At 71.6% G+C, this 17,065-nt stretch carries 14 protein-coding genes; 8 read left to right on the top strand and 6 right to left on the bottom strand.

The features are described from left to right. Positions 1 to 6: 6 nt before the first annotated feature. Positions 7 to 378, bottom strand: a complete 372-nt coding sequence (locus ACFVHO_RS17390) for a DUF488 domain-containing protein (RefSeq protein ID WP_385714681.1) — start codon at positions 376 to 378, stop codon at positions 7 to 9. A gap of 14 nt (positions 379 to 392) precedes the next feature. After that, positions 393 to 1,691 carry a flavin-containing monooxygenase gene (locus ACFVHO_RS17395; protein WP_385714683.1) on the bottom strand — a complete coding sequence of 433 codons (1,299 nt, stop codon included), beginning with the start codon at positions 1,689 to 1,691 and terminating at the stop codon, positions 393 to 395. A 94-nt stretch (positions 1,692 to 1,785) separates the two neighbouring features. Here ACFVHO_RS17395 and ACFVHO_RS17400 point away from each other — a divergent pair, with 94 nt between their 5' ends. Beyond that, positions 1,786 to 2,442 (top strand): MerR family transcriptional regulator, encoded by a 657-nt coding sequence (locus ACFVHO_RS17400; protein ID WP_385714686.1) that lies wholly within the window; start codon positions 1,786 to 1,788, stop codon positions 2,440 to 2,442. On the opposite strand, the gene ACFVHO_RS17405 is transcribed toward ACFVHO_RS17400, so the two are convergent. The 3 genes from ACFVHO_RS17405 to ACFVHO_RS17415 all read right to left on the bottom strand — a co-directional run bounded on the left by ACFVHO_RS17405 (position 2,426) and on the right by ACFVHO_RS17415 (position 6,095). Next, positions 2,426 to 3,406 (bottom strand): superoxide dismutase, encoded by a 981-nt coding sequence (locus ACFVHO_RS17405; RefSeq protein WP_385714689.1) that lies wholly within the window; start codon positions 3,404 to 3,406, stop codon positions 2,426 to 2,428. The genes ACFVHO_RS17400 and ACFVHO_RS17405 overlap by 17 nt on opposite strands. Positions 3,407 to 3,510: 104 nt before the next feature. Next, positions 3,511 to 4,650, bottom strand: coding sequence for a PQQ-dependent sugar dehydrogenase (locus tag ACFVHO_RS17410; protein ID WP_385714692.1), 1,140 nt, complete (start codon positions 4,648 to 4,650; stop codon positions 3,511 to 3,513). Between the two features lie 221 nt (positions 4,651 to 4,871). After that, the gene (locus tag ACFVHO_RS17415; protein ID WP_385714694.1) at positions 4,872 to 6,095 is read right to left on the bottom strand and encodes an ROK family protein; all 1,224 of its coding nucleotides are present in this window, start codon (positions 6,093 to 6,095) and stop codon (positions 4,872 to 4,874) included. A 200-nt stretch (positions 6,096 to 6,295) separates the two neighbouring features. Here ACFVHO_RS17415 and ACFVHO_RS17420 point away from each other — a divergent pair, with 200 nt between their 5' ends. The 6 genes from ACFVHO_RS17420 (at position 6,296) to ACFVHO_RS17445 (ending at position 15,352) form a co-directional block, all read left to right on the top strand. Beyond that, positions 6,296 to 7,867 (top strand): sugar ABC transporter ATP-binding protein, encoded by a 1,572-nt coding sequence (locus tag ACFVHO_RS17420; protein WP_385714745.1) that lies wholly within the window; start codon positions 6,296 to 6,298, stop codon positions 7,865 to 7,867. Further along, positions 7,864 to 8,877, top strand: a complete 1,014-nt coding sequence (locus tag ACFVHO_RS17425; RefSeq protein ID WP_385714697.1) for an ABC transporter permease — start codon at positions 7,864 to 7,866, stop codon at positions 8,875 to 8,877. Before ACFVHO_RS17420 ends, ACFVHO_RS17425 begins: the two co-directional genes overlap by 4 nt. Further along, on the top strand, positions 8,874 to 10,013 hold the full coding sequence (locus tag ACFVHO_RS17430; RefSeq protein WP_385714700.1) for an ABC transporter permease: 1,140 nt from the start codon (positions 8,874 to 8,876) through the stop codon (positions 10,011 to 10,013). The genes ACFVHO_RS17425 and ACFVHO_RS17430 overlap by 4 nt, the downstream gene beginning before the upstream one ends. Further along, positions 9,997 to 11,238, top strand: coding sequence for a substrate-binding domain-containing protein (locus tag ACFVHO_RS17435; RefSeq protein WP_385714703.1), 1,242 nt, complete (start codon positions 9,997 to 9,999; stop codon positions 11,236 to 11,238). The genes ACFVHO_RS17430 and ACFVHO_RS17435 overlap by 17 nt, the downstream gene beginning before the upstream one ends. After that, positions 11,235 to 12,146 (top strand): sugar phosphate isomerase/epimerase family protein, encoded by a 912-nt coding sequence (locus ACFVHO_RS17440; RefSeq protein WP_385714706.1) that lies wholly within the window; start codon positions 11,235 to 11,237, stop codon positions 12,144 to 12,146. The genes ACFVHO_RS17435 and ACFVHO_RS17440 overlap by 4 nt, the downstream gene beginning before the upstream one ends. A gap of 74 nt (positions 12,147 to 12,220) precedes the next feature. After that, the gene (locus ACFVHO_RS17445; RefSeq protein ID WP_385714709.1) at positions 12,221 to 15,352 is read left to right on the top strand and encodes a ThuA domain-containing protein; all 3,132 of its coding nucleotides are present in this window, start codon (positions 12,221 to 12,223) and stop codon (positions 15,350 to 15,352) included. An 81-nt stretch (positions 15,353 to 15,433) separates the two neighbouring features. On the opposite strand, the gene ACFVHO_RS17450 is transcribed toward ACFVHO_RS17445, so the two are convergent. Then, positions 15,434 to 16,222: a DUF4239 domain-containing protein gene (locus tag ACFVHO_RS17450; protein ID WP_385714711.1), complete on the bottom strand. Its 789-nt coding sequence runs from the start codon at positions 16,220 to 16,222 to the stop codon at positions 15,434 to 15,436. 158 nt (positions 16,223 to 16,380) lie between these two features. On the opposite strand from ACFVHO_RS17450, the gene ACFVHO_RS17455 reads away from it, so the two are divergent. Further along, on the top strand, positions 16,381 to 17,065 hold a 685-nt coding region (locus ACFVHO_RS17455), incomplete at its 3' end, for a SulP family inorganic anion transporter (RefSeq protein WP_385714714.1).

The raw sequence follows: 17,065 nt of genomic DNA on the forward strand, positions 1-17,065 counted from the left end.
CTTTGGTCAGTTGGAGGTCAGGACGTCCATGAGGACCCGCACGTGTCCGTGCGGGAGGTCCTTGGTGGCGGTCAGGAGGGTGAGCCGGCCCGCGCGGGCCAGAGCGCGGAGCCGGTCGAGCTCCGCGGCGCGGGCCGGGGAGCTCAGCTCCTGGCGGTAGCGCGCCGCGAACTCGTCGTAGCGGTCGGGGTCGTGGTCGTACCAGCGTCGCAGCTCGTTCGACGGGGCGAGTTCCTTTTCCCACGCGTCGAGGCCGGCCCGTTCCTTGGAGACGCCTCGGGGCCAGAGCCGGTCGATGAGGACACGGGAGCCGTCGTCCGGTGCCGTGGGGTCGTAGATCCGTCTGACCTGGATGTCGAGGGAGCGCTTTGTCGTCATGTCCGCATTGTGCGTCATGGGGTGATCAGGGACGCCGAGGAATCGGATCGCATGACGTGGTCGATGTGGATCTGGCGAGCGATGAACCGGCCGTTCTCGACACAGGCCGAGATGGCCACCGGGGCGAGTGAGTTCCCGTCCGGGAGCCCGGCGTAGTACAGGCCGGGAAGCGCGCCGAGAATGCCCTTCCGCTGGAGCGGCGCCCCGTGGTCGTCGAGCACGTGAGCGGGCAGGATGCGGTAGTCCGGCCCGAACCCCGTGCACCAGACGATGGACGTGATGTGGTTTCGCGCCAGGTCCAGGCGCTTGCCGAAACCGGATACGCGGTCCAGGTCGACGGCCGGTCGGGGCCGTTCTTCCGGCGCCACGAAGCCCCGCTGCCGGAGGCGGGTGTCGATGATGTCCATCGCCTCCTGGAAGGAGCGGGCGGATTCCTCCGCGACGGCGACGACGTTGTCCTCCAGGGCGAGGGTTCCACGGTCCGCGGCGCGCGCGGAACCGACGAGGACGACCCCCTTCGCCGCCAGGGTGCCGAGATTGAGGTCGCCGCTCTTGTCCCGCACGGCGGTGACCGGCAGGCCGGGCAGTACGGAGGTGCCGTTGCCGCCGACGGTGACGAAGTCCTCGTACAGGGAGAGGGCGAACATCCACTCATGGAGCCCCCGGCCGCGATAGTGGCGCGGCCACGCGCGGTGGCGGCCGACCGAGAGGAACACCGAGCGCCCGGCGTCCACGAGTTCGTCGGCGATCTGCTGGCCGCTGATCCCCGCCCCCACGACCAGGACGGCCCCGTCCGGCAGGGACTCGGGGTTGCGGTAGTCGCGCGAGTGGAGCTGACGCACGGCGGGGTCGACGGCGGACGCGAGAGCGGGCACGCGGGGCGCCGCGTAGCCGCCCACCGCCGCCACGAGGTTGCGGGACTCGATGACGCCGCCCGCGGCCAGACGGGTCCTGAACCGCACCTCGTCGCGGTCGTCGGCGTCCGGCGGGCACTCGACCTCCCGCACGGGCGTGTGCTCCCGTACGCGCAGGTCCCGCTCCTTCGCGTACCGGCGCAGGTGGTCCGCCAGCTCGCGCCCCGACATGAAACCGTCGATGTCGTCGCCGTCGTACTCCCAGCCGGGGAACCGGACCGAGCGGTTGCCGCTGCCCACGAGCAGGCTGTCCCACCGTTCGTGCGCCCAGGCCTGACCGATCTCCGCCCGCTCCAGGACGAGCGCGTCCCGGCCGAGCTCCCGCAGGGCGGCGGCCGTCCCGCACCCCTGCTGCCCGGCGCCGATGACGACGGTCTCCGCGTACTCCATGGCTGTCATGACAGACCCCTTCTGCTGCGAGGACATGGCTACTTAGGCTTGCCTTACCTGAACCTTGCCTCGTGAAGTCGGCTTGATGTCAAAGGGAGTTGTGATGCCTGGTGCGGTCTCCATCGGCGAAGCGGCGGCGCTGTACGGCCTCGCGCCGTCCACGGTGCGGTGGTGGGAGCGCCGGGGCGTGCTCAACCCGCCCGCCCGCCACGGCGGCAAGCGGCGCTACGGCGATCCCGAACTGCGGCGCATAGGGGTCGCCTATCTGTGCTGCGTGGTCGGGGCGATGCCGCTGGACCAGGCGGCCGTCGTCACCTCGGGGAAGTCCCCGCACAAGGCCTGGCAGGGCACGGTCGGCGAACAGATCGCGCTCGTGGAACAGCGGATCGAGGAGCTGACAGCCGCGCGGGACTACCTCCGTCATCTGCTGAGCTGCACGGACGACGACATGGCCGAGTGCCCCGTCCTGGAGGCCGAACTGTCCGCGCACACCCCGCGCGGGCGCGTCGCCGCCGTGGACCTCGTCACGGCCGCGCGCACGGCCCGCGGCGTCGAGAAGCGGGGCGCGGGCGCGTCGGCCCGTGACGAAATCCCGGCGGCGGAGCGCCCCGTCAGTGACGAAAACCCGGTGGTCTGCCCCGGCTGCCGGGGACCACTGGCCCGGTCCGCACGCGGGCGGCCCCGCACGTACTGCTCACCCGCGTGCCGACAGCGCGCCTACCGGGCCCGCCACAGCGGCCGGACTAGCGCACCTGGCTGACCGCCACCGCGTTGTACGGCGTCGTGGGTGTGGTCTCCTCGGTGAACCGGGAGTTGGGCAGGTAGAGGCGGTCGCCGAACGCGGCGACGGTGGTGGGGATGCGGAAGCGGGCGTCCGTGATCCGCGCGACCGCCGTGCCGCGCAGCCCCGTGGGGTGCATGCGGAACACGTCCACGGCGTTCTGGATCTGCTGGACGACGTAGAGCGTGCGACCCAGGAGCAGGGCGCCGTCGCCGTCCGGGAGCTTGCTGCCGCCGAGGTCGACCAGGCGGGTGTCGCCGGTGCGCGGGTCGACGCGGTAGAGGCTGCCGCCGTGGGCGTGGACGTTGATCACGAGCAGTCCGCGGCCGTCGGGCGTCCGCTCCAGGCCGTTGGTGGTGAAGCCGTCGGCCGGTGCCGAGACCCACTCGCCCACCAGCGGCAGCGTCACGATGTCACGGGCCGGGGGCAGCTCGCCGCGGGGGCCGAGCGGCAGGCCGTACAGCTGCTGCTGGGTGGAGTCGGTGAACCAGGCCGCGCGGGGCGTCAGGACGACGTCGTTCACGACGGTCTTGGGCGTGCCGACCTCGTACGTGGCGAGGACGCGGCCGCTGCGCCCCTCGACGACGCGCAGGTGGCGGGTGAAGCCCCCGGCCACGAACAGGCGGCCGCGCCCGTCGCTCTTGAGGCCGAGGCTCATCGCGTCCGTCCCCGTCGAGAGGGTCTCGCCGCGCCCGGTGGCGAGGCTCGCGCGGTACAGGTCCCCGCCCTTGCGCGAGCCGAACCAGGCGGTGGCGGCAGGCCCGATGGCGATGCCCTCGGGCTGGAAGCCGTTCGGAAGGGGGAAGTCCGTGGGCCAGTCGGCGCCCCGGGTCCCGGCGCGGGCCGCCGTGGTGAGCGGCCCGAGGGCGGCCAGCGCCCCCAGGGCGGCGCCGGCGCCGAGAATCGTCCGGCGGGAGGCGCCGGAAGCATCATCGTTGGTCATGCCGTACACCCTTCCCCGCCGCGGCCGCGGTGAAGAGGGGGGCGGGGAACGGCCTGCCGCCGGTGCGGGACCGGACGGCAGGCCGAGCCTCCCGCGGCCGGGTGCTATGCCCGGTCGATGCGGTACACGCTGCCGCCGATGTCGAGGACGTACAGCTCGCGGTTGCCGCCCTCGATGAACGAGACGACCTCACCGCCGTTGACCCCGAGGTCGCTCGCCCCGGTCACCTTGCCGTTCTCCATCTTCAGGGCGCGGACGGTGCCGTCGCAGTAGTCGCTGTACAGGTACTGGCCCTTGAGGTCCGGGATCGCCTTGCCCCGGTAGACGTAGCCGCCCGTCACCGAGCAGCCGAGGCCGGTGCGGTCGTACTCGTAGACCGGCCGGACGTGGTTCGCGGGCTCCTTGCCGTCCCGGAACGGGTGGGTGCCCTCCATCTGGGACCAGCCGTAGTTCTCGCCGCCGTCACTGCTCGCCGGGGACCAGTCGATCTCCTCCCAGGCGCTCTGGCCGACGTCGGCGAGCAGCAGGTCGCCGGTGCCCGCGTCGAAGGAGAACTTCCACGGGTTGCGCAGTCCGTACGACCAGATCTCGTCCTTCGCCTTCGGGTCGCCCGCGAACGGGTTGTCCTTCGGGATCGCGTACGGCTTGGCGCCCCTCGGGTCGATCCGGAGGATCTTGCCGAGCAGCGTGTCGAGGTTCTGCCCGTTGCCGTGCGGGTCGCCGCCCGAGCCGCCGTCGCCGAACGCGATGTACAGATAGCCGTCGGGGCCGATCTTGATGTCGCCGCCGTTGTGGTTGGAGTAGGGCTGCGTCTGGGTGAGGACGGTGCGCCGGGTCTGCGGCTGGATCTTGCCCTTGCGCACCGCGAACTCGTCGATGGTGCTGGTGCCTTGGAGGTTCGTGAACGAGATGTAGAAGTGCGCGAACTTCTTGTCGAACGCGATGCCCAGCAGGCCTCGCTCACCGTCGGTGGTCGTCTCCTTGGTGATGTCGATGACGGGGTTGCCGAGTCCTCCCTGGCTGTCCAGGACCCTTACGGTGCCCGCGCGTTCGGCTATCCAGACCGTGCCGCCGGGACCGGCGGTGCCGGCGACGGGATTCTTGGCCGTGGTCACCTTCGTGAGCGCGACCTTCGGAGCCTGCTTGGACGCGGCGGGCTCGTCGGCGGACGCCGTGGTGAGGGCGAGGGAGGCGACGAGGCAGATGGCGCCGACGATCGCCGAGCTTCTGGTGCGAACTTTCACCGTGATCCTCCTGGAGGCGGCGAATGGGGGAAGTCACCCAGCTGCTAGGGGCAGTTGTGAGGGGGTGTCGCCCGTGCCAGCACGCAACCTGGGTGGGGGATGGTGTGCAACTGGCACGCATGAGAATACTGGGACGGGGATGGTTGGTGTAGACCAGAACTAACGTCATCTGTTCCGGTTCCGCGCCGCGCGGCTCAGCGCGGTCACCGGAGGCCCGCCGCTCAGTACCCGCCGCCCGCCACCACCCGGTCCACCTCCCGCGGCGACAGCGCGTGTTCCATCGCGAGGATGCCCGCGCCGATCGCCGCCGCGTTCTCGCCGGTGCGGCTCGGCTCGATGCGCAGGACGTGGGTGGCGAGGGGGTGCGAGCGGCGGTACACCGCCTCCCGTACGCCAGCGAGCAGTTGGTCGTGGACCGCGGCGAGGGCGCCGCCGACCACCACCGTGTCCGGGTTGAAGAAGTTCACCAGGCCCGCGAGGACCTCGCCCACCGCCCGCCCCGCCTCCCGGACCATACGGACCGCGTCCCGGTGGCCGGATTTCACCAGGCGTACGACATCGCTGCCGGACGCCGCCGCCAGGCCCAGGTCCGACAGGCGGCGGGCCAGGGCCGCGCCGCCCGCGACCGCCTCCAGGCAGCCGGAGTTGCCGCAGCGGCACGGTTCGTCCAGCTCACCGACGCGGATGTGGCCGATGTCGCCCGCGCTGCCCTGGGCGCCCCGGTGCAGCCTGCCGTCGGCGACGATCCCGCAGCCGATGCCCGTGCCGACCTTGATGTAGAGGAGATAGCGGGTGTCCGGAAACGCCCGGCGCTGCTCGGCGAGCGCCATCACGTTCACGTCGTTGTCGACGAGGGCGCGCACCTGGAACCGGTCCGCGAAGAACTCCGGGATCGGGTACTGGTGCCACCCGGGCATGATCGGCGGGTCGACGGGGCGGCCGGTGGAGAACTCGACGGGCCCGGGCACGCCCACGCCGATGGACTGGAGGGTCGACGGCTCGCGCCCGGCCTCCTTCAGGAGTGCGTGCAAGGTGCGCTCCACATGGCCGAGCACCGACTGCGGGCCGTCCGCGATCGACAGCGGGTCCTCGCGCAGGGCGAGGGTCTCGCCGCCGACGTCCATCAGGAGGACACGGCAGTGCGAGGCGCCCAAGTCGACGCCCGCGACGGCGTGTTCACGGGTCCGAAGTCTCAGCTTCCGGGGCGGCCGGCCGCCCGTGGAGCTGCCGTCGGCCTCCTCCGTCACGAAGCCGTGCGCGATGAGCGCGTCCACCCGCTGCGAGACCGTCGAACGCGCGAGGCCCGTGAGCCGGGCGAGGTCCGCCCGGGTGGCCGCGGCGCCCGCGCGCAACAGGGCGAGGACGTCGCCGGGCGAGGAGGCCACCGGCGCGGGTGAGCCGTCCGGGGACGGGGCGGATGGGGGAAGATCCGGCGCTCCAGGCATGCCAGTCACCCTAGGGACGACTTTCGCTGCTCACAAGGCCGATGATGTTTGATCGTCGACCTAAGTCACCGTCAAATGCCTTGTAAACAAACACGCTTGAGCCCTTGACAGGTCAAAGGGTCCTCATCACATTGCTCTGCAGGCCGCTGCCGAAGGAGCTGAGGGTGCAGGCGATGCATGCGAAGCAGGCGACGCACACGATGTTGGCGATGCACGGCGTGTCCAAGAGCTTCCTCGGCGTGCGCGTGCTGCACGGCGTCTCGCTCGACCTCGCCGCGGGCGAGGTGCACGCCCTGGTCGGGGAGAACGGCGCGGGCAAGTCCACGCTCATGAAGGTCCTCGCCGGCGAACACGTACCGGACGAAGGCGTCATCACGCTCGACGGACGGCGCCACCATTTCAGCCATCCCGCGCAGGCGCAGGCCGCCGGGATCGGCATCATCCACCAGGAGTTCGCGCTCCTGGAGCACCGCACGGTCGCCGAGAACGTCTTCCTGGGCCGCGAGCCCACCCGCTACGGCCTCGTCGACCGCCGTGCCATGGAGGACCGCACCGCCCGGCTCCTGGCCGACCTCGGGGAGGTCGACATCGGGCCGCGGACGTATGTGCGCGAGCTGTCCGTGGCCCGGCAGCAGACCGTGGAGATCGTCAAGGCGCTCGCCTCCGACGTGCGCGTCCTCGTCATGGACGAGCCGACCGCGCCGCTCGCCGACCACGAGGCGGGGCTGCTGCACGCCCTGGTGCGCCGCCTGGCCGCGCGCGGACTCGGCATCCTGTACATCTCGCACCGGCTGCGCGAGGTCTTCGACCTGTCCCAGCGCGTCACCGTCCTCAAGGACGGCCGCCATGTGACGACGGTACGCACCGAGGACACCGACACCGACCGGATCGTACGGGCCATGGTGGGCCGGGAGCTCAGCGCCTACTGCCCGCCGCGCGCCCGCCCCGAGGAGGTCGGCGGGGCCCGCCTCGTCGTGCGCGGCGGCGGCAACGCCCGGCTCACCGGCATCGACCTGACGCTGCGCGCGGGCGAGATCACCGGCGTCGCGGGCCTCCAGGGAGCCGGCCGCACCGCCCTCGCCCGGGCCCTGTTCGGCGCCGCGCCCTTCACCACGGGCACCATGACCGTCGACGGAGCGGCGCTGCGGCCCGGCACGCCGCGCCAGGCCATCCGCGCCGGTGTCGCCCTCGTCACGGAGGACCGCAAGGCGGAGGGGCTCGCCCTGCGCCAGTCCGTGCGGGACAACGCCCTGCTGGTCACCCGTGCCGTGCCCGACCGCGAACGGCCGTCAGCGGCGGGGGAGTTGACGGCGCTCCTGGAGAAGGTCCGCCTCCAGGCGCGCGGCGAGCACCAGGAGACCCGCTTCCTGTCCGGCGGCAACCAGCAGAAGGTCGTCATCGCCAAGTGGCTCGCCGCCCGCCCCCGGGTGCTGCTCTTCGACGAACCGACCCGGGGCGTCGACGTCGGCGCCAAGGCGGCCATCCACACCCTGGTGCGCGACCTCGCCCGCGAAGGCCTCGCCGTCCTCATCGTCTCCTCCGAGCTGCCCGAACTGATCGGCATGAGCGACCGGATCCTCGTCATGGCCGAGGGCCGCGTCGTCGGTGAACTGCCCGCGGGGGCGACGGAGGAGGACGTCATGCGCCTCGCGACGACCCCCTGGGACGGCACCGCCCCGCCTCCTGCCACCCCGGACACCACTCCGCCCCCTTCCACCCCGGACGCCACCCCGCCCCCGCCCGTCCCGACTCCGCAGGAAGGAGCGGCATGACCGGCACCGCCCTCGCCCCGCGTCCCTCCCCGGCCCCCGCGAAGACCCGCGCCCCGCTCGGCCGTCATCGGCTCGCCGACCCCGCCGTCGGGGTCTGGCTCGCCGCCGCGGCCGTCACCGCGCTCGGCTGGATCGTCGTGGCCGCGCGCGGCGGCGACTTCCTCACGCTCACCAACGTCGTCGGCATCCTGCAGAACAGCGTCGCCCTCGGCCTCGTCGCCGTCGGCCAGACCGCGGTCATCCTCAGCGGCTCCCTCGACCTGTCGGTGGCGTACCTCATCAGCCTCGGCACCCTCGTCGCGGCCACCACGATGGAGGACGGCTCCGTGGTCACCGGGGTCCTCGCGGTCCTCGCGCTGTCCGCGGCCGTCGGGCTCGCCAACGGTCTGATCGTCACCGGCCTGAAGGTCAACGCGTTCATCGCGACCCTCGGCACCGCCTTCATCCTGCGCGGCTGGATCGAGGACAACTACACCGGACCCGCGGGCAAGGTCCCCGCCTCCTTCCAGCACCTCGGCTACGACCGCATGGGCCCGGTCCCCGTCTCCCTCTTCCTGCTCCTCGCCGTCACCGCGGCACTCTGGGTGATCACCCGGCGCACCCGCTTCGGCCATCACCTGTACGCGACCGGCGGCGACGAGCACGCCGCCCGCCTGTCCGGCGTCCGCACCCGCCGCACCGTGATCGCCGCCCACGTCCTGTGCTCGCTGTGCGTGGGCGCCGCCGCCCTGTTCCTCGCCTCCCGTCTGGGCGCCGGAGCGCCGTGGGCAGGCACCGAGGCCCGCTACGACCTGGAGTCCATCGCGGCCGTCGTCCTCGGCGGCACCGTGCTCGCGGGCGGGCGCGGGGGAGTGGTCGGCACGCTCGGCGGCGTCCTCGTGCTCGCCGTCCTCGACTCCGTCTTCAACCAGCTCGGCGTCGACCCCTTCTTCAAGAACGTCGTGCGCGGCGTCGTCATCATCGCCGCCGTCGCCCTCTACGCCCGGCGCGGCGCCAGGAGGCCCGCATGAGCACCGGCACGGCCACGGACCCCGCGCGGGACCGGACCACGACGGGCGCCACCGCCACGTATCGGGCCCTCGCCCGCAACCTCGGCACGGGCGCGCCCGTCTACGCCCTCCTGATCGTGCTCCTCGTCGCGCTCGCCGCGACCGACGCGGGCTTCTACGAACCCGACCGCTTCCTCGCCTTCGTCAAGCGCGCGGCACCGCTGGTGATCCTCGCCGCCGGGCAGTACCTGGTCATCGTGTGCGGCGAGTTCGACCTGTCCGTCGGCGCGATCGTCACCGCCGGGGTGGTCGCGGCCGCCGAGGTCTACGGAACGTACCCCGACGCCCCCTGGGCGCTGATGACCGCCGGGCTGCTGCTCGCGGGCGCCGCGGCCGGGCTCCTGAACGGCCTTATCACCACCGTGCTCCGGGTGCCGTCGTTCATCACCACGCTCGGCATGATGCTGATCCTCGAAGGCGCCGTCTTCTACTGGACCGGCGGTTCCCCGCAGGGCCGCCTGCCGGAGGACTTCCGCCGCCCCGGCCGGGACACGGCGCTCGGCTGGCTGCCGTGGGCCGTGCTCGCCTGTGTCGTCGCGGGCCTCCTCGTGGTGCTCCTGATGCGCTCCGACTTCGGCCGTACGCTCGTCGCCACCGGGGACAGCGAACGCGCCGCCCACCTCGCCGGGGTGCGGGTGCGCCGGGTCCGCGTCCTGGCGTTCGTGCTGTCCGGCGTCGCCGCCGCCCTCGCCGCCGTGCTCGTCGGGGGGTTCTCGGGGGTGTCCGCGCAGGCGGGCCGCGGCTACGAGTTCGAGGCGATCACCGCCGTCGTGCTCGGCGGCGTCGCCCTGGGCGGCGGGCGCGGCAGCGTCCTGGCCGCGATGGCGGGTGCCTTCTCGCTGCAGGCGCTGTTCACGCTCCTCAACCTCCAAGGCGTGTCAGGGGCGTTGGAGTCCACCGTCCAGGGCGTCATCGTCATCGCTGCCGTCGGACTCGGCGCCGCCGACTCCTCCCGGCTGCGTCGCCGCCGCGACCACCCGCCGGGCAGGCCGAGGGGCACCCCACCGGGCCCACCGACGGCCGCCCCACCCCCACCCGCACCGGCCACCCCACCGCCCACCCACCGGGAGGGACACCCCCATGACCCGCAGCCGTAGCCCGCGCCGCCGCCCCACCACCCCCGCGACCGCCGCCGTCCTCGCCGCCGCCCTGCTCGGCGCGCTCTCCGCCTGCTCCAGCGACGCCCCCGCCGACGCGCCCGCCGCGTCCGGGCAGAACGCCGAGCAGAAGAACGACAGCGGGGACAAGCCGTCCAAGTTCTTCGACCGGGCCGAGTACGAACGGCAGTTGAAGCTCGGCGGGCAGACCCCGAAGGGCCCGGCCGCCAAGCCGTGGGAGCAGATGCTCGCACCGCGGATGACCGACACCGTCCGGTACCGGAAGAAGGACGGCAGCGACGACGTCGACCTGTGCTTCTCCAACGCCGGGGTCTTCAACCCCTGGCGGCAGGTCGGCCTGAAGAACATGAAGGCCGAGGCCGAACTGCACGACGAGATCGACGACTTCACCGTCCTGGACGCCCAGGGCAAGGACGACAAGCAGATCTCCGACATCCAGGAGCTCGCCGGGAACAAGGACTGTGACGCGCTCATCGTCTCGCCCAACACCACCGCCACCCTCACCCCCGCGGTGAAGGAGGCCTGCGGCAAGCTGCCCGTCATCGTCTTCGACCGGGGCGTGGAGACCGACTGCGCCGTCACCTTCATCAACCCCATCGGCGGCTACGGCTACGGCGCCGTCGCCGCCGACTTCCTCGTGGACGAGGTCAAGCCCAAGGGCAAGATCCTCGCGCTGCGCATCTCGCCCGGCGTCGACGTCCTGGAGACCCGCTGGTCCGCCGCGAAGCTCGCCTTCGCCAAGAGCGAACTCGACGTCGTGGACGTGAAGTTCACCGACGGCGACCCGGCGAAGACCAAGTCCGTCGTGTCCGACGCGATCTCCCGGCACGGCTCGATCGACGGCGTGTGGATGGACTCCGGCGCCACGGCGGTGGCGGCGGTGGAGGCCTTCGAGGACTCGGGCGCCGACGTGCCGCCGATCACCGGCGAGGACCAGCAGGACTTCCTGGAGATCTGGAAGGACAAGAAGCTCACCGCCATCGCCCCCACCTATCCCACGTTCCAGTGGCGCACCCCCGTGATCGCCGCCCTGCGCATCCTCAAGGGCGAACGGGTGCCCAAGGAGTGGAAGCTGCCGCAGCCCACCGTCACCGAGGCCAACCTCGACGACTACCTCCGGGACGGCATGCCGCCGCTGCACTACGCGATGTGCGGCTGCCAGAAGCTGCCCGGGTTCCCCGGGGACTGGGGAGGCAAGAAGTGACGCGGCCCGCGGGGGAGCCCGGCCCCGGCATCCGGCTGTCGGACGCCGCCCTGCCGGTGGGCGCGAACCCCTGGATCTGGCACTCGCCCGTCACCGCCCGGGCCCTCGCCGAGGTCCTGCCGCGCCTGGCGGCCTGGGGCTTCGACGGCGTCGAGCTGCCCCTGGAACAGCCCGGCGACTGGGAGCCCGAGGCCACCGCGAAGCTCCTCGGCAGCACCGGCCTCGCGGCCGCCGCCGTCATCGCCGTCATGCCGCCCGGCCGCGACCTCGTGCGCGCCGACCCGGCGACCGTGCGCGCCACCCAGGACTACCTCCGCCGCTGCGTCGACGCCGCCCACACCGTCGGTGCCCCCGTCGTCGCGGGCCCCGTCTACGCCGCCGTGGGCCGCACCTGGCGCATGGACCCGGCCGAGCGGAGCGCCGCGTACGCGGAGTGGCGCGAGCACGTCGCCCCCGTCGTCGACCACGCGCGGCAGGCCGCCGTGCGCATCGCCGTCGAACCCCTCAACCGCTACGAGACGAGCCTGCTCAACACCGTCGCGCAGACCCTCGACGCCCTCGCGGGCCTCCCCGAGGACGGCATCGGGATCGCGCTCGACATGTACCACCAGAACATCGAGGAACGCTCCCTGCCCGCGGCCGCGCACGAGGCCGGGGACCGCGTCGTCCACGTCCAGGTGTGCGCCAACGACCGCGGCGCGCCGGGCGCCGACCACCTCGACTGGGCCGGGTTCCTCGGCGCCCTGCGCGCGATCGGCTATCGAGGCGCCCTGTGCGTCGAGTCGTTCACCGCGCACAACGCCTCCATCGCGGTCGCCGCCTCCGTGTGGCGTCCGCTCGCCCCGAGCCAGGACGCGCTCGCCACCGACGGCCTGGCCTTCCTGCGCCGCGTCCTCGCGGCCCGCTGACCCCGGGCACGACGCCCACGTACTTCCGGCATCCGGCACCCGCACCGTTTCGTCCACACAGAGAGGACCACCTCATGGGATGTCATGCTCGTGACATCAGAGGCGTACGAAGAGCGGTCGTCGCCGTTCTGACGGCGCTGCTGCTGTCCGTGGGCTTCCTGCCCGCCACCGGAGCCACCGCCGCCGACAAGGCCCCGGCCTTCCGCGCGCTGCTGTTCACGGAGGCCGTCGGCTACGTCCACGACTCCATCCCGGCCGGCATCCAGATGGTCAAGGAACAGGCCGCGGCGAACGGCTTCGAGGTCGTCCAGACCGACGACTCGACCGTCTTCGACGACGCGAAGCTGAAGGACTTCGACGTCATCGTCATGCTGCAGAACTCCGGCATGGTCTGGGACACCGACGCCCAGCGCGAGGCCGTGCAGAGTTACGTCCGCAGCGGCAAGGGCATCGTCGCCCTCCACAACACCCTCGACATGGGCATCGAGGACTCCTTCCCGTGGTGGGACGACACCGTCAACGGCGGCGCCCACATGCCCGCCCACTCCCCGGGCGTCCTCAAGGGCACCGCGAAGGTCGCCGACCACGTGCACCCCTCCACCAAGGGCCTCCCGCAGCGATGGGAGCGGCCCGAGGAGTGGTACAACTTCGACAAGAACCCGCGCGGCGACGTGCACGTCCTGGTCTCCGCCGACGAGACGACGTACAACCCCGGCGGTTCCGCGATGGGCGCCGACCACCCCATCTCCTGGTGCCGCAACGCCGAGGGCGGCAAGGTCTGGGCCACCGCCATGGGCCACGACAAGGCCTCGTACAGCGAACCCGCCTTCCGCGACCACGTGCTCGGCGGCATCCAGTGGGCGGCCGGGAACAAGCCCGGTGACTGCGGCGGCACCGTCTGGTCGGGCTACGAGAAGGTCGCGCTCGACGAGAACACCGCCGACCCGATGGAGCTGGACGTCGCCAAGGACGGCAAGGTCTTCTACGTCCAGCGCAGCGGCGAGGTGAAGATCTTCGACCCGAAGACGCACGCCACGACCACCGCGGGCAAGGTCGACACGTACACCGGCGGCGAGGACGGCCTGGTCGGCATGGAGCTGGACCCGGCGTTCGCCGCGAACCGCTGGCTCTACCTCTATTACGCGCCCAAGAGCGCCAAGGACGACGTGAACCGCCTCTCGCGCTTCACGGTGAAGAAGGACAACACCCTCGACCTCGCGAGCGAGAGGAAGATCCTCGACGTCCCCGCCTACCGCGACCGGACCTTCCCCGAACCCGGACACACCGGCGGCGCCGTCGAGTTCGGCCCCGACCGCACCCTGTATCTCGGCGTCGGCGACGACGTGCCGCCGAACCTCGACCCGAACTGGCAGGGCTACGCGCCCCTCGACTGGCGCCCCGGCAAGCAGATGCTCGACGCCGCCCGCACCGCGGGCAACACCGACGACCTGCGCGGCAAGATCCTGCGCGTCAAGCCCAAGGACAAGGGCGGCTACACCATCCCGAAGGGCAACCTCTTCAAGCCCGGCACGAAGAAGACCCGCCCCGAGATCTACGCCATGGGCTTCCGCAACCCCTTCCGCTTCACCGTCGACCCCAAGACGGGCGACGTGCACGTCTCCGACTACGGCCCCGACCGCGGCGCCCCCACCACCGACCGGGGCCCGGAGGGCCTGGTCGAGTACAACGTCATCAAGAAGCCCGGCAACTTCGGCTGGCCCTTCTGTCACGGCAACAACCAGGCGTACGCGCCCTACGACCCCGACACCCAGAAGGTCGGGCAGAAGTTCGACTGCGCGAAGCCGGTGAACCCCTCACCCAACAACACCGGCCTGAAGGACCTGCCCCCGCTGACGCTCCCCGAGGTCTGGTACGGCTACGGCGCCTCCAAGGAGTTCCCCGAGATGGGCACCGGCGGCTCCGCGCCGATGAGCGGACCCGTCTACCGCTACGACCCCAAGAACCCCTCCAAGACGAAGTTCCCGCAGTACTTCGACGGCGCGAACTTCTTCTACGAGTGGGCGCGCAACTCCGTGAAGGAGATGCGCTTCGACGGCTCAGGGAAGCTCCTGAAGATCAATGACTTCCTGAAGTCGGCGAAGTTCGCCAAGCCCATGGACATGACCTTCGGACCCGACGGCTCGCTGTACGTCCTGGAGTGGGGCAGCGAGTTCGGCGGCGGCAACAACGACTCGGGCCTCTACCGCATCGACTACGCACAGGGGCAGCGCATCCCGATCGCCAAGGCCAAGGCCTCCGCCACCAACGGACCCGTGCCCCTCAAGGCCGACTTCTCCAGCGAGGGCAGCAAGGACCCGGACGGCGACCCCCTCAGCTACGCCTGGGACTTCGACGGCGACGGCACCTACGACTCCACCGAGGCCAACCCCTCGCACACCTACACCACCAAGGGAGACTTCAACGCCCAGCTGAAGGTCACCGACCCCTCGGGCAAGTCCGGCTACGCCAACATCCCCGTCACGGCGGGCAACACGGCACCCAAGGTGACCGTCGAGACCCCCGTCGACGGCAAGCTCATCACCTTCGGCGACAAGATCCCGTACAAGGTGAAGGTCACCGACCCCGAGGACGGCGAGATCGACTGCTCCAAGGTGTTCGTGAACCCGGCCCTCGGCCATGACGACCACGAGCACCCGACCACCGACATCCCCGGCTGCGAGGGCACCGTCGACACCGGTGACCTGGGCGGCCACCCGGAGGGCGCCGACCTCACGTACGTCCTGAACGCCAAGTACACCGACAAGGGCGGGTCCGGGACGAGCGCCCTGACCGGCTACGGCCGCTCGGTGATGCACCCCAAGCACAAGCAGGCCGAGTACCACGACGACCAGTCCGGCACCCGGATCGTCTCCCAGGCGGGCGCAGAGAACGGCAAACGCATCGGTGACGTCAGCAACGGCGACTGGATCGCCTTCACCCCCATGAGCGTCGAGGGCGTCGACAAGGTCACGTACCGCATGTCGTCCCCGTACGGGGTGGGCTCCATCGAACTGCGCGCGGACGCCCCCGACGGCAAGCTCCTCGCCACCACCCCCGTGCTCAACACGGGCGGCTGGGACACGTACCAGAACACCCCGGCCGTGAACATCGAGCCCCTGACCGGCACCCACAAGCTGTATGTGGTCTTCAAGTCGCCGCAGGACAACTCCTTCGACGTGGACGCCGTCGGCTTCTCGACCGGCTGACTTCCCTCCCCGTCGACGCGTCGGCCCCTCCGGGAGGACCCGGAGGGGCCGACGCACGCCCGGCAGCCGGGCCGAGGGCGGTCACGGCCAGAACTGGGCGAGCACGCCCTCCTTGAACGGGGCCGGGGAGACGGCGAGGTTCCCGGAGAACGGGTGGTCGAGGGACAGGCACAGGAGCAGGCTCACGCCGATCAGCCCGGCGACCGAGACGACGAACATCAGCTGGGCGCGCAGGCTCTTGATGCCGTACAGGAACGTCAGCGGCAGCATGACGAGCGCGCCGCCGTAGACGAGGACGTTGAGGAGCATCGGCAGGGTCTGCTCCGAGTCGGCGAGGCGCGTACGGCGTGCCGAGGCGACTTCGCCCAGGGTGGACACGGACTGCTCGTAGTAGACCTTCTCCGTCTCGGTCCTCGGCTCGTAGTCCTGGAACACCCGGTAGAGCTCGACCACTTGGCGGTTGGTGGTGCTGGGGTCGGGCCGGCCCTCGCGCATCAGCGGCCACTGCTTCTCGACGATCGCGTGGACGTAGTCGCCGACGGCCTCGGTCACGCGGCGCTCCTGCTCGGGCGGGAACGCCGAAGCGGCACGCAGCACCTCCGCGGTCTGACTGGCCTCGGCGGCGACGTTCGTCTCCGCGTCGTTGAGGCCCTCCCATTCGGCCACGACGACGAACGCGAGAATGATGCCGTAGATCGCGGCGTACATGCTGAGCACGACGCCGACCATGTCGTTGTATCTGCCGTCGGCCGCGCGGGGCAGCCCACGCCGCAGCAGGAGCGTGCCCGCCACCCCGACGAAGACGGCACCGCCGCCCAGCAGGCAGGCGAGCGCGACAGTACTGAAGTTGTTCAGGAGCCAGATCCCCACAGTCCCCCAACGCCGGGCGCCCGCGCCGGTTACGGAGCGGCCGCCCGTTCAACCACCCTCGCGGGGTGAGGACGCCCCCGCCGGGCCGGGGCGACTCTGCCCGCCACAGGTGCTGCACCCGGTCCCTGCCGAGTGCGGCACCGGCGGAGAGGAGACCCATGAGCGCGTTCGGGGCGGGACTCAAGTCCCTGGTGGGGGCGGTACCCGGGGTCCGCGCGGTCACGACGTACCGGCGCGAGTGGCTCGTCAAGGACCTCACCGCCGGGCTCGTGCTCACCACGCTGCTCGTGCCGCAGGGCATGGCGTACGCCGAACTCGCCGGGCTGCCCGCGATCACCGGCCTGTACACGTCCGTGCTGTGCCTGCTCGGCTACGCGGTGTGCGGCCCCTCACGGATCCTCGTCCTCGGCCCCGACTCCTCGCTCGGCCCGATGATCGCCGCCACGATCGTGCCGCTGATCGCCGCCGACGGTGATCCGGACCGGGCGGTCGCCCTGGCGTCCGTACTGGCGATCATGGTGGCCGCCATCATGATCCTCGCCTCGGTCGCGAAGCTCGGCTTCATCGCCGACCTGATCTCCAAGCCCACGATGATCGGCTACATGAACGGCCTGGCGCTGACCATCCTGGTCGGCCAGCTCCCCAAGCTGTTCGGCTTCGACGTGGACGCGGACGGGCTGATCGACGAGTCCGTCGCCCTCGTGGAGGCGCTCGTGGACGGTGAGGTCGTGGCCGCGGCGGCCGTGGTGGGCACCGCCGGGATCGCGCTGATCCTGGTGCTCCAGCGCTGGTTGCCGAAGGTCCCCGCGGTGCTCGTCGCGGTGGTCGCGGCGATCGCCGCGA

The organism is Streptomyces sp. NPDC127108 (assembly GCF_042677545.1).
Taxonomy (GTDB): Bacteria; Actinomycetota; Actinomycetes; order Streptomycetales; family Streptomycetaceae; genus Streptomyces.

Bases quoted from the DNA above. Each gene is read 5' to 3' on its own strand.
- ACFVHO_RS17390 (WP_385714681.1), bottom strand. From the start codon at position 378: ATGACGACAAAGCGCTCCCTCGACATCCAGGTCAGACGGATCTACGAC.
- ACFVHO_RS17395 (WP_385714683.1), bottom strand. From the start codon at position 1,691: ATGACAGCCATGGAGTACGCGGAGACCGTCGTCATCGGCGCCGGGCAG.
- ACFVHO_RS17400 (WP_385714686.1), top strand. From the start codon at position 1,786: ATGCCTGGTGCGGTCTCCATCGGCGAAGCGGCGGCGCTGTACGGCCTC.
- ACFVHO_RS17405 (WP_385714689.1), bottom strand. From the start codon at position 3,406: ATGACCAACGATGATGCTTCCGGCGCCTCCCGCCGGACGATTCTCGGC.
- ACFVHO_RS17415 (WP_385714694.1), bottom strand. From the start codon at position 6,095: ATGCCTGGAGCGCCGGATCTTCCCCCATCCGCCCCGTCCCCGGACGGC.
- ACFVHO_RS17420 (WP_385714745.1), top strand. From the start codon at position 6,296: ATGTTGGCGATGCACGGCGTGTCCAAGAGCTTCCTCGGCGTGCGCGTG.
- ACFVHO_RS17425 (WP_385714697.1), top strand. From the start codon at position 7,864: ATGACCGGCACCGCCCTCGCCCCGCGTCCCTCCCCGGCCCCCGCGAAG.
- ACFVHO_RS17430 (WP_385714700.1), top strand. From the start codon at position 8,874: ATGAGCACCGGCACGGCCACGGACCCCGCGCGGGACCGGACCACGACG.
- ACFVHO_RS17435 (WP_385714703.1), top strand. From the start codon at position 9,997: ATGACCCGCAGCCGTAGCCCGCGCCGCCGCCCCACCACCCCCGCGACC.
- ACFVHO_RS17445 (WP_385714709.1), top strand. From the start codon at position 12,221: ATGGGATGTCATGCTCGTGACATCAGAGGCGTACGAAGAGCGGTCGTC.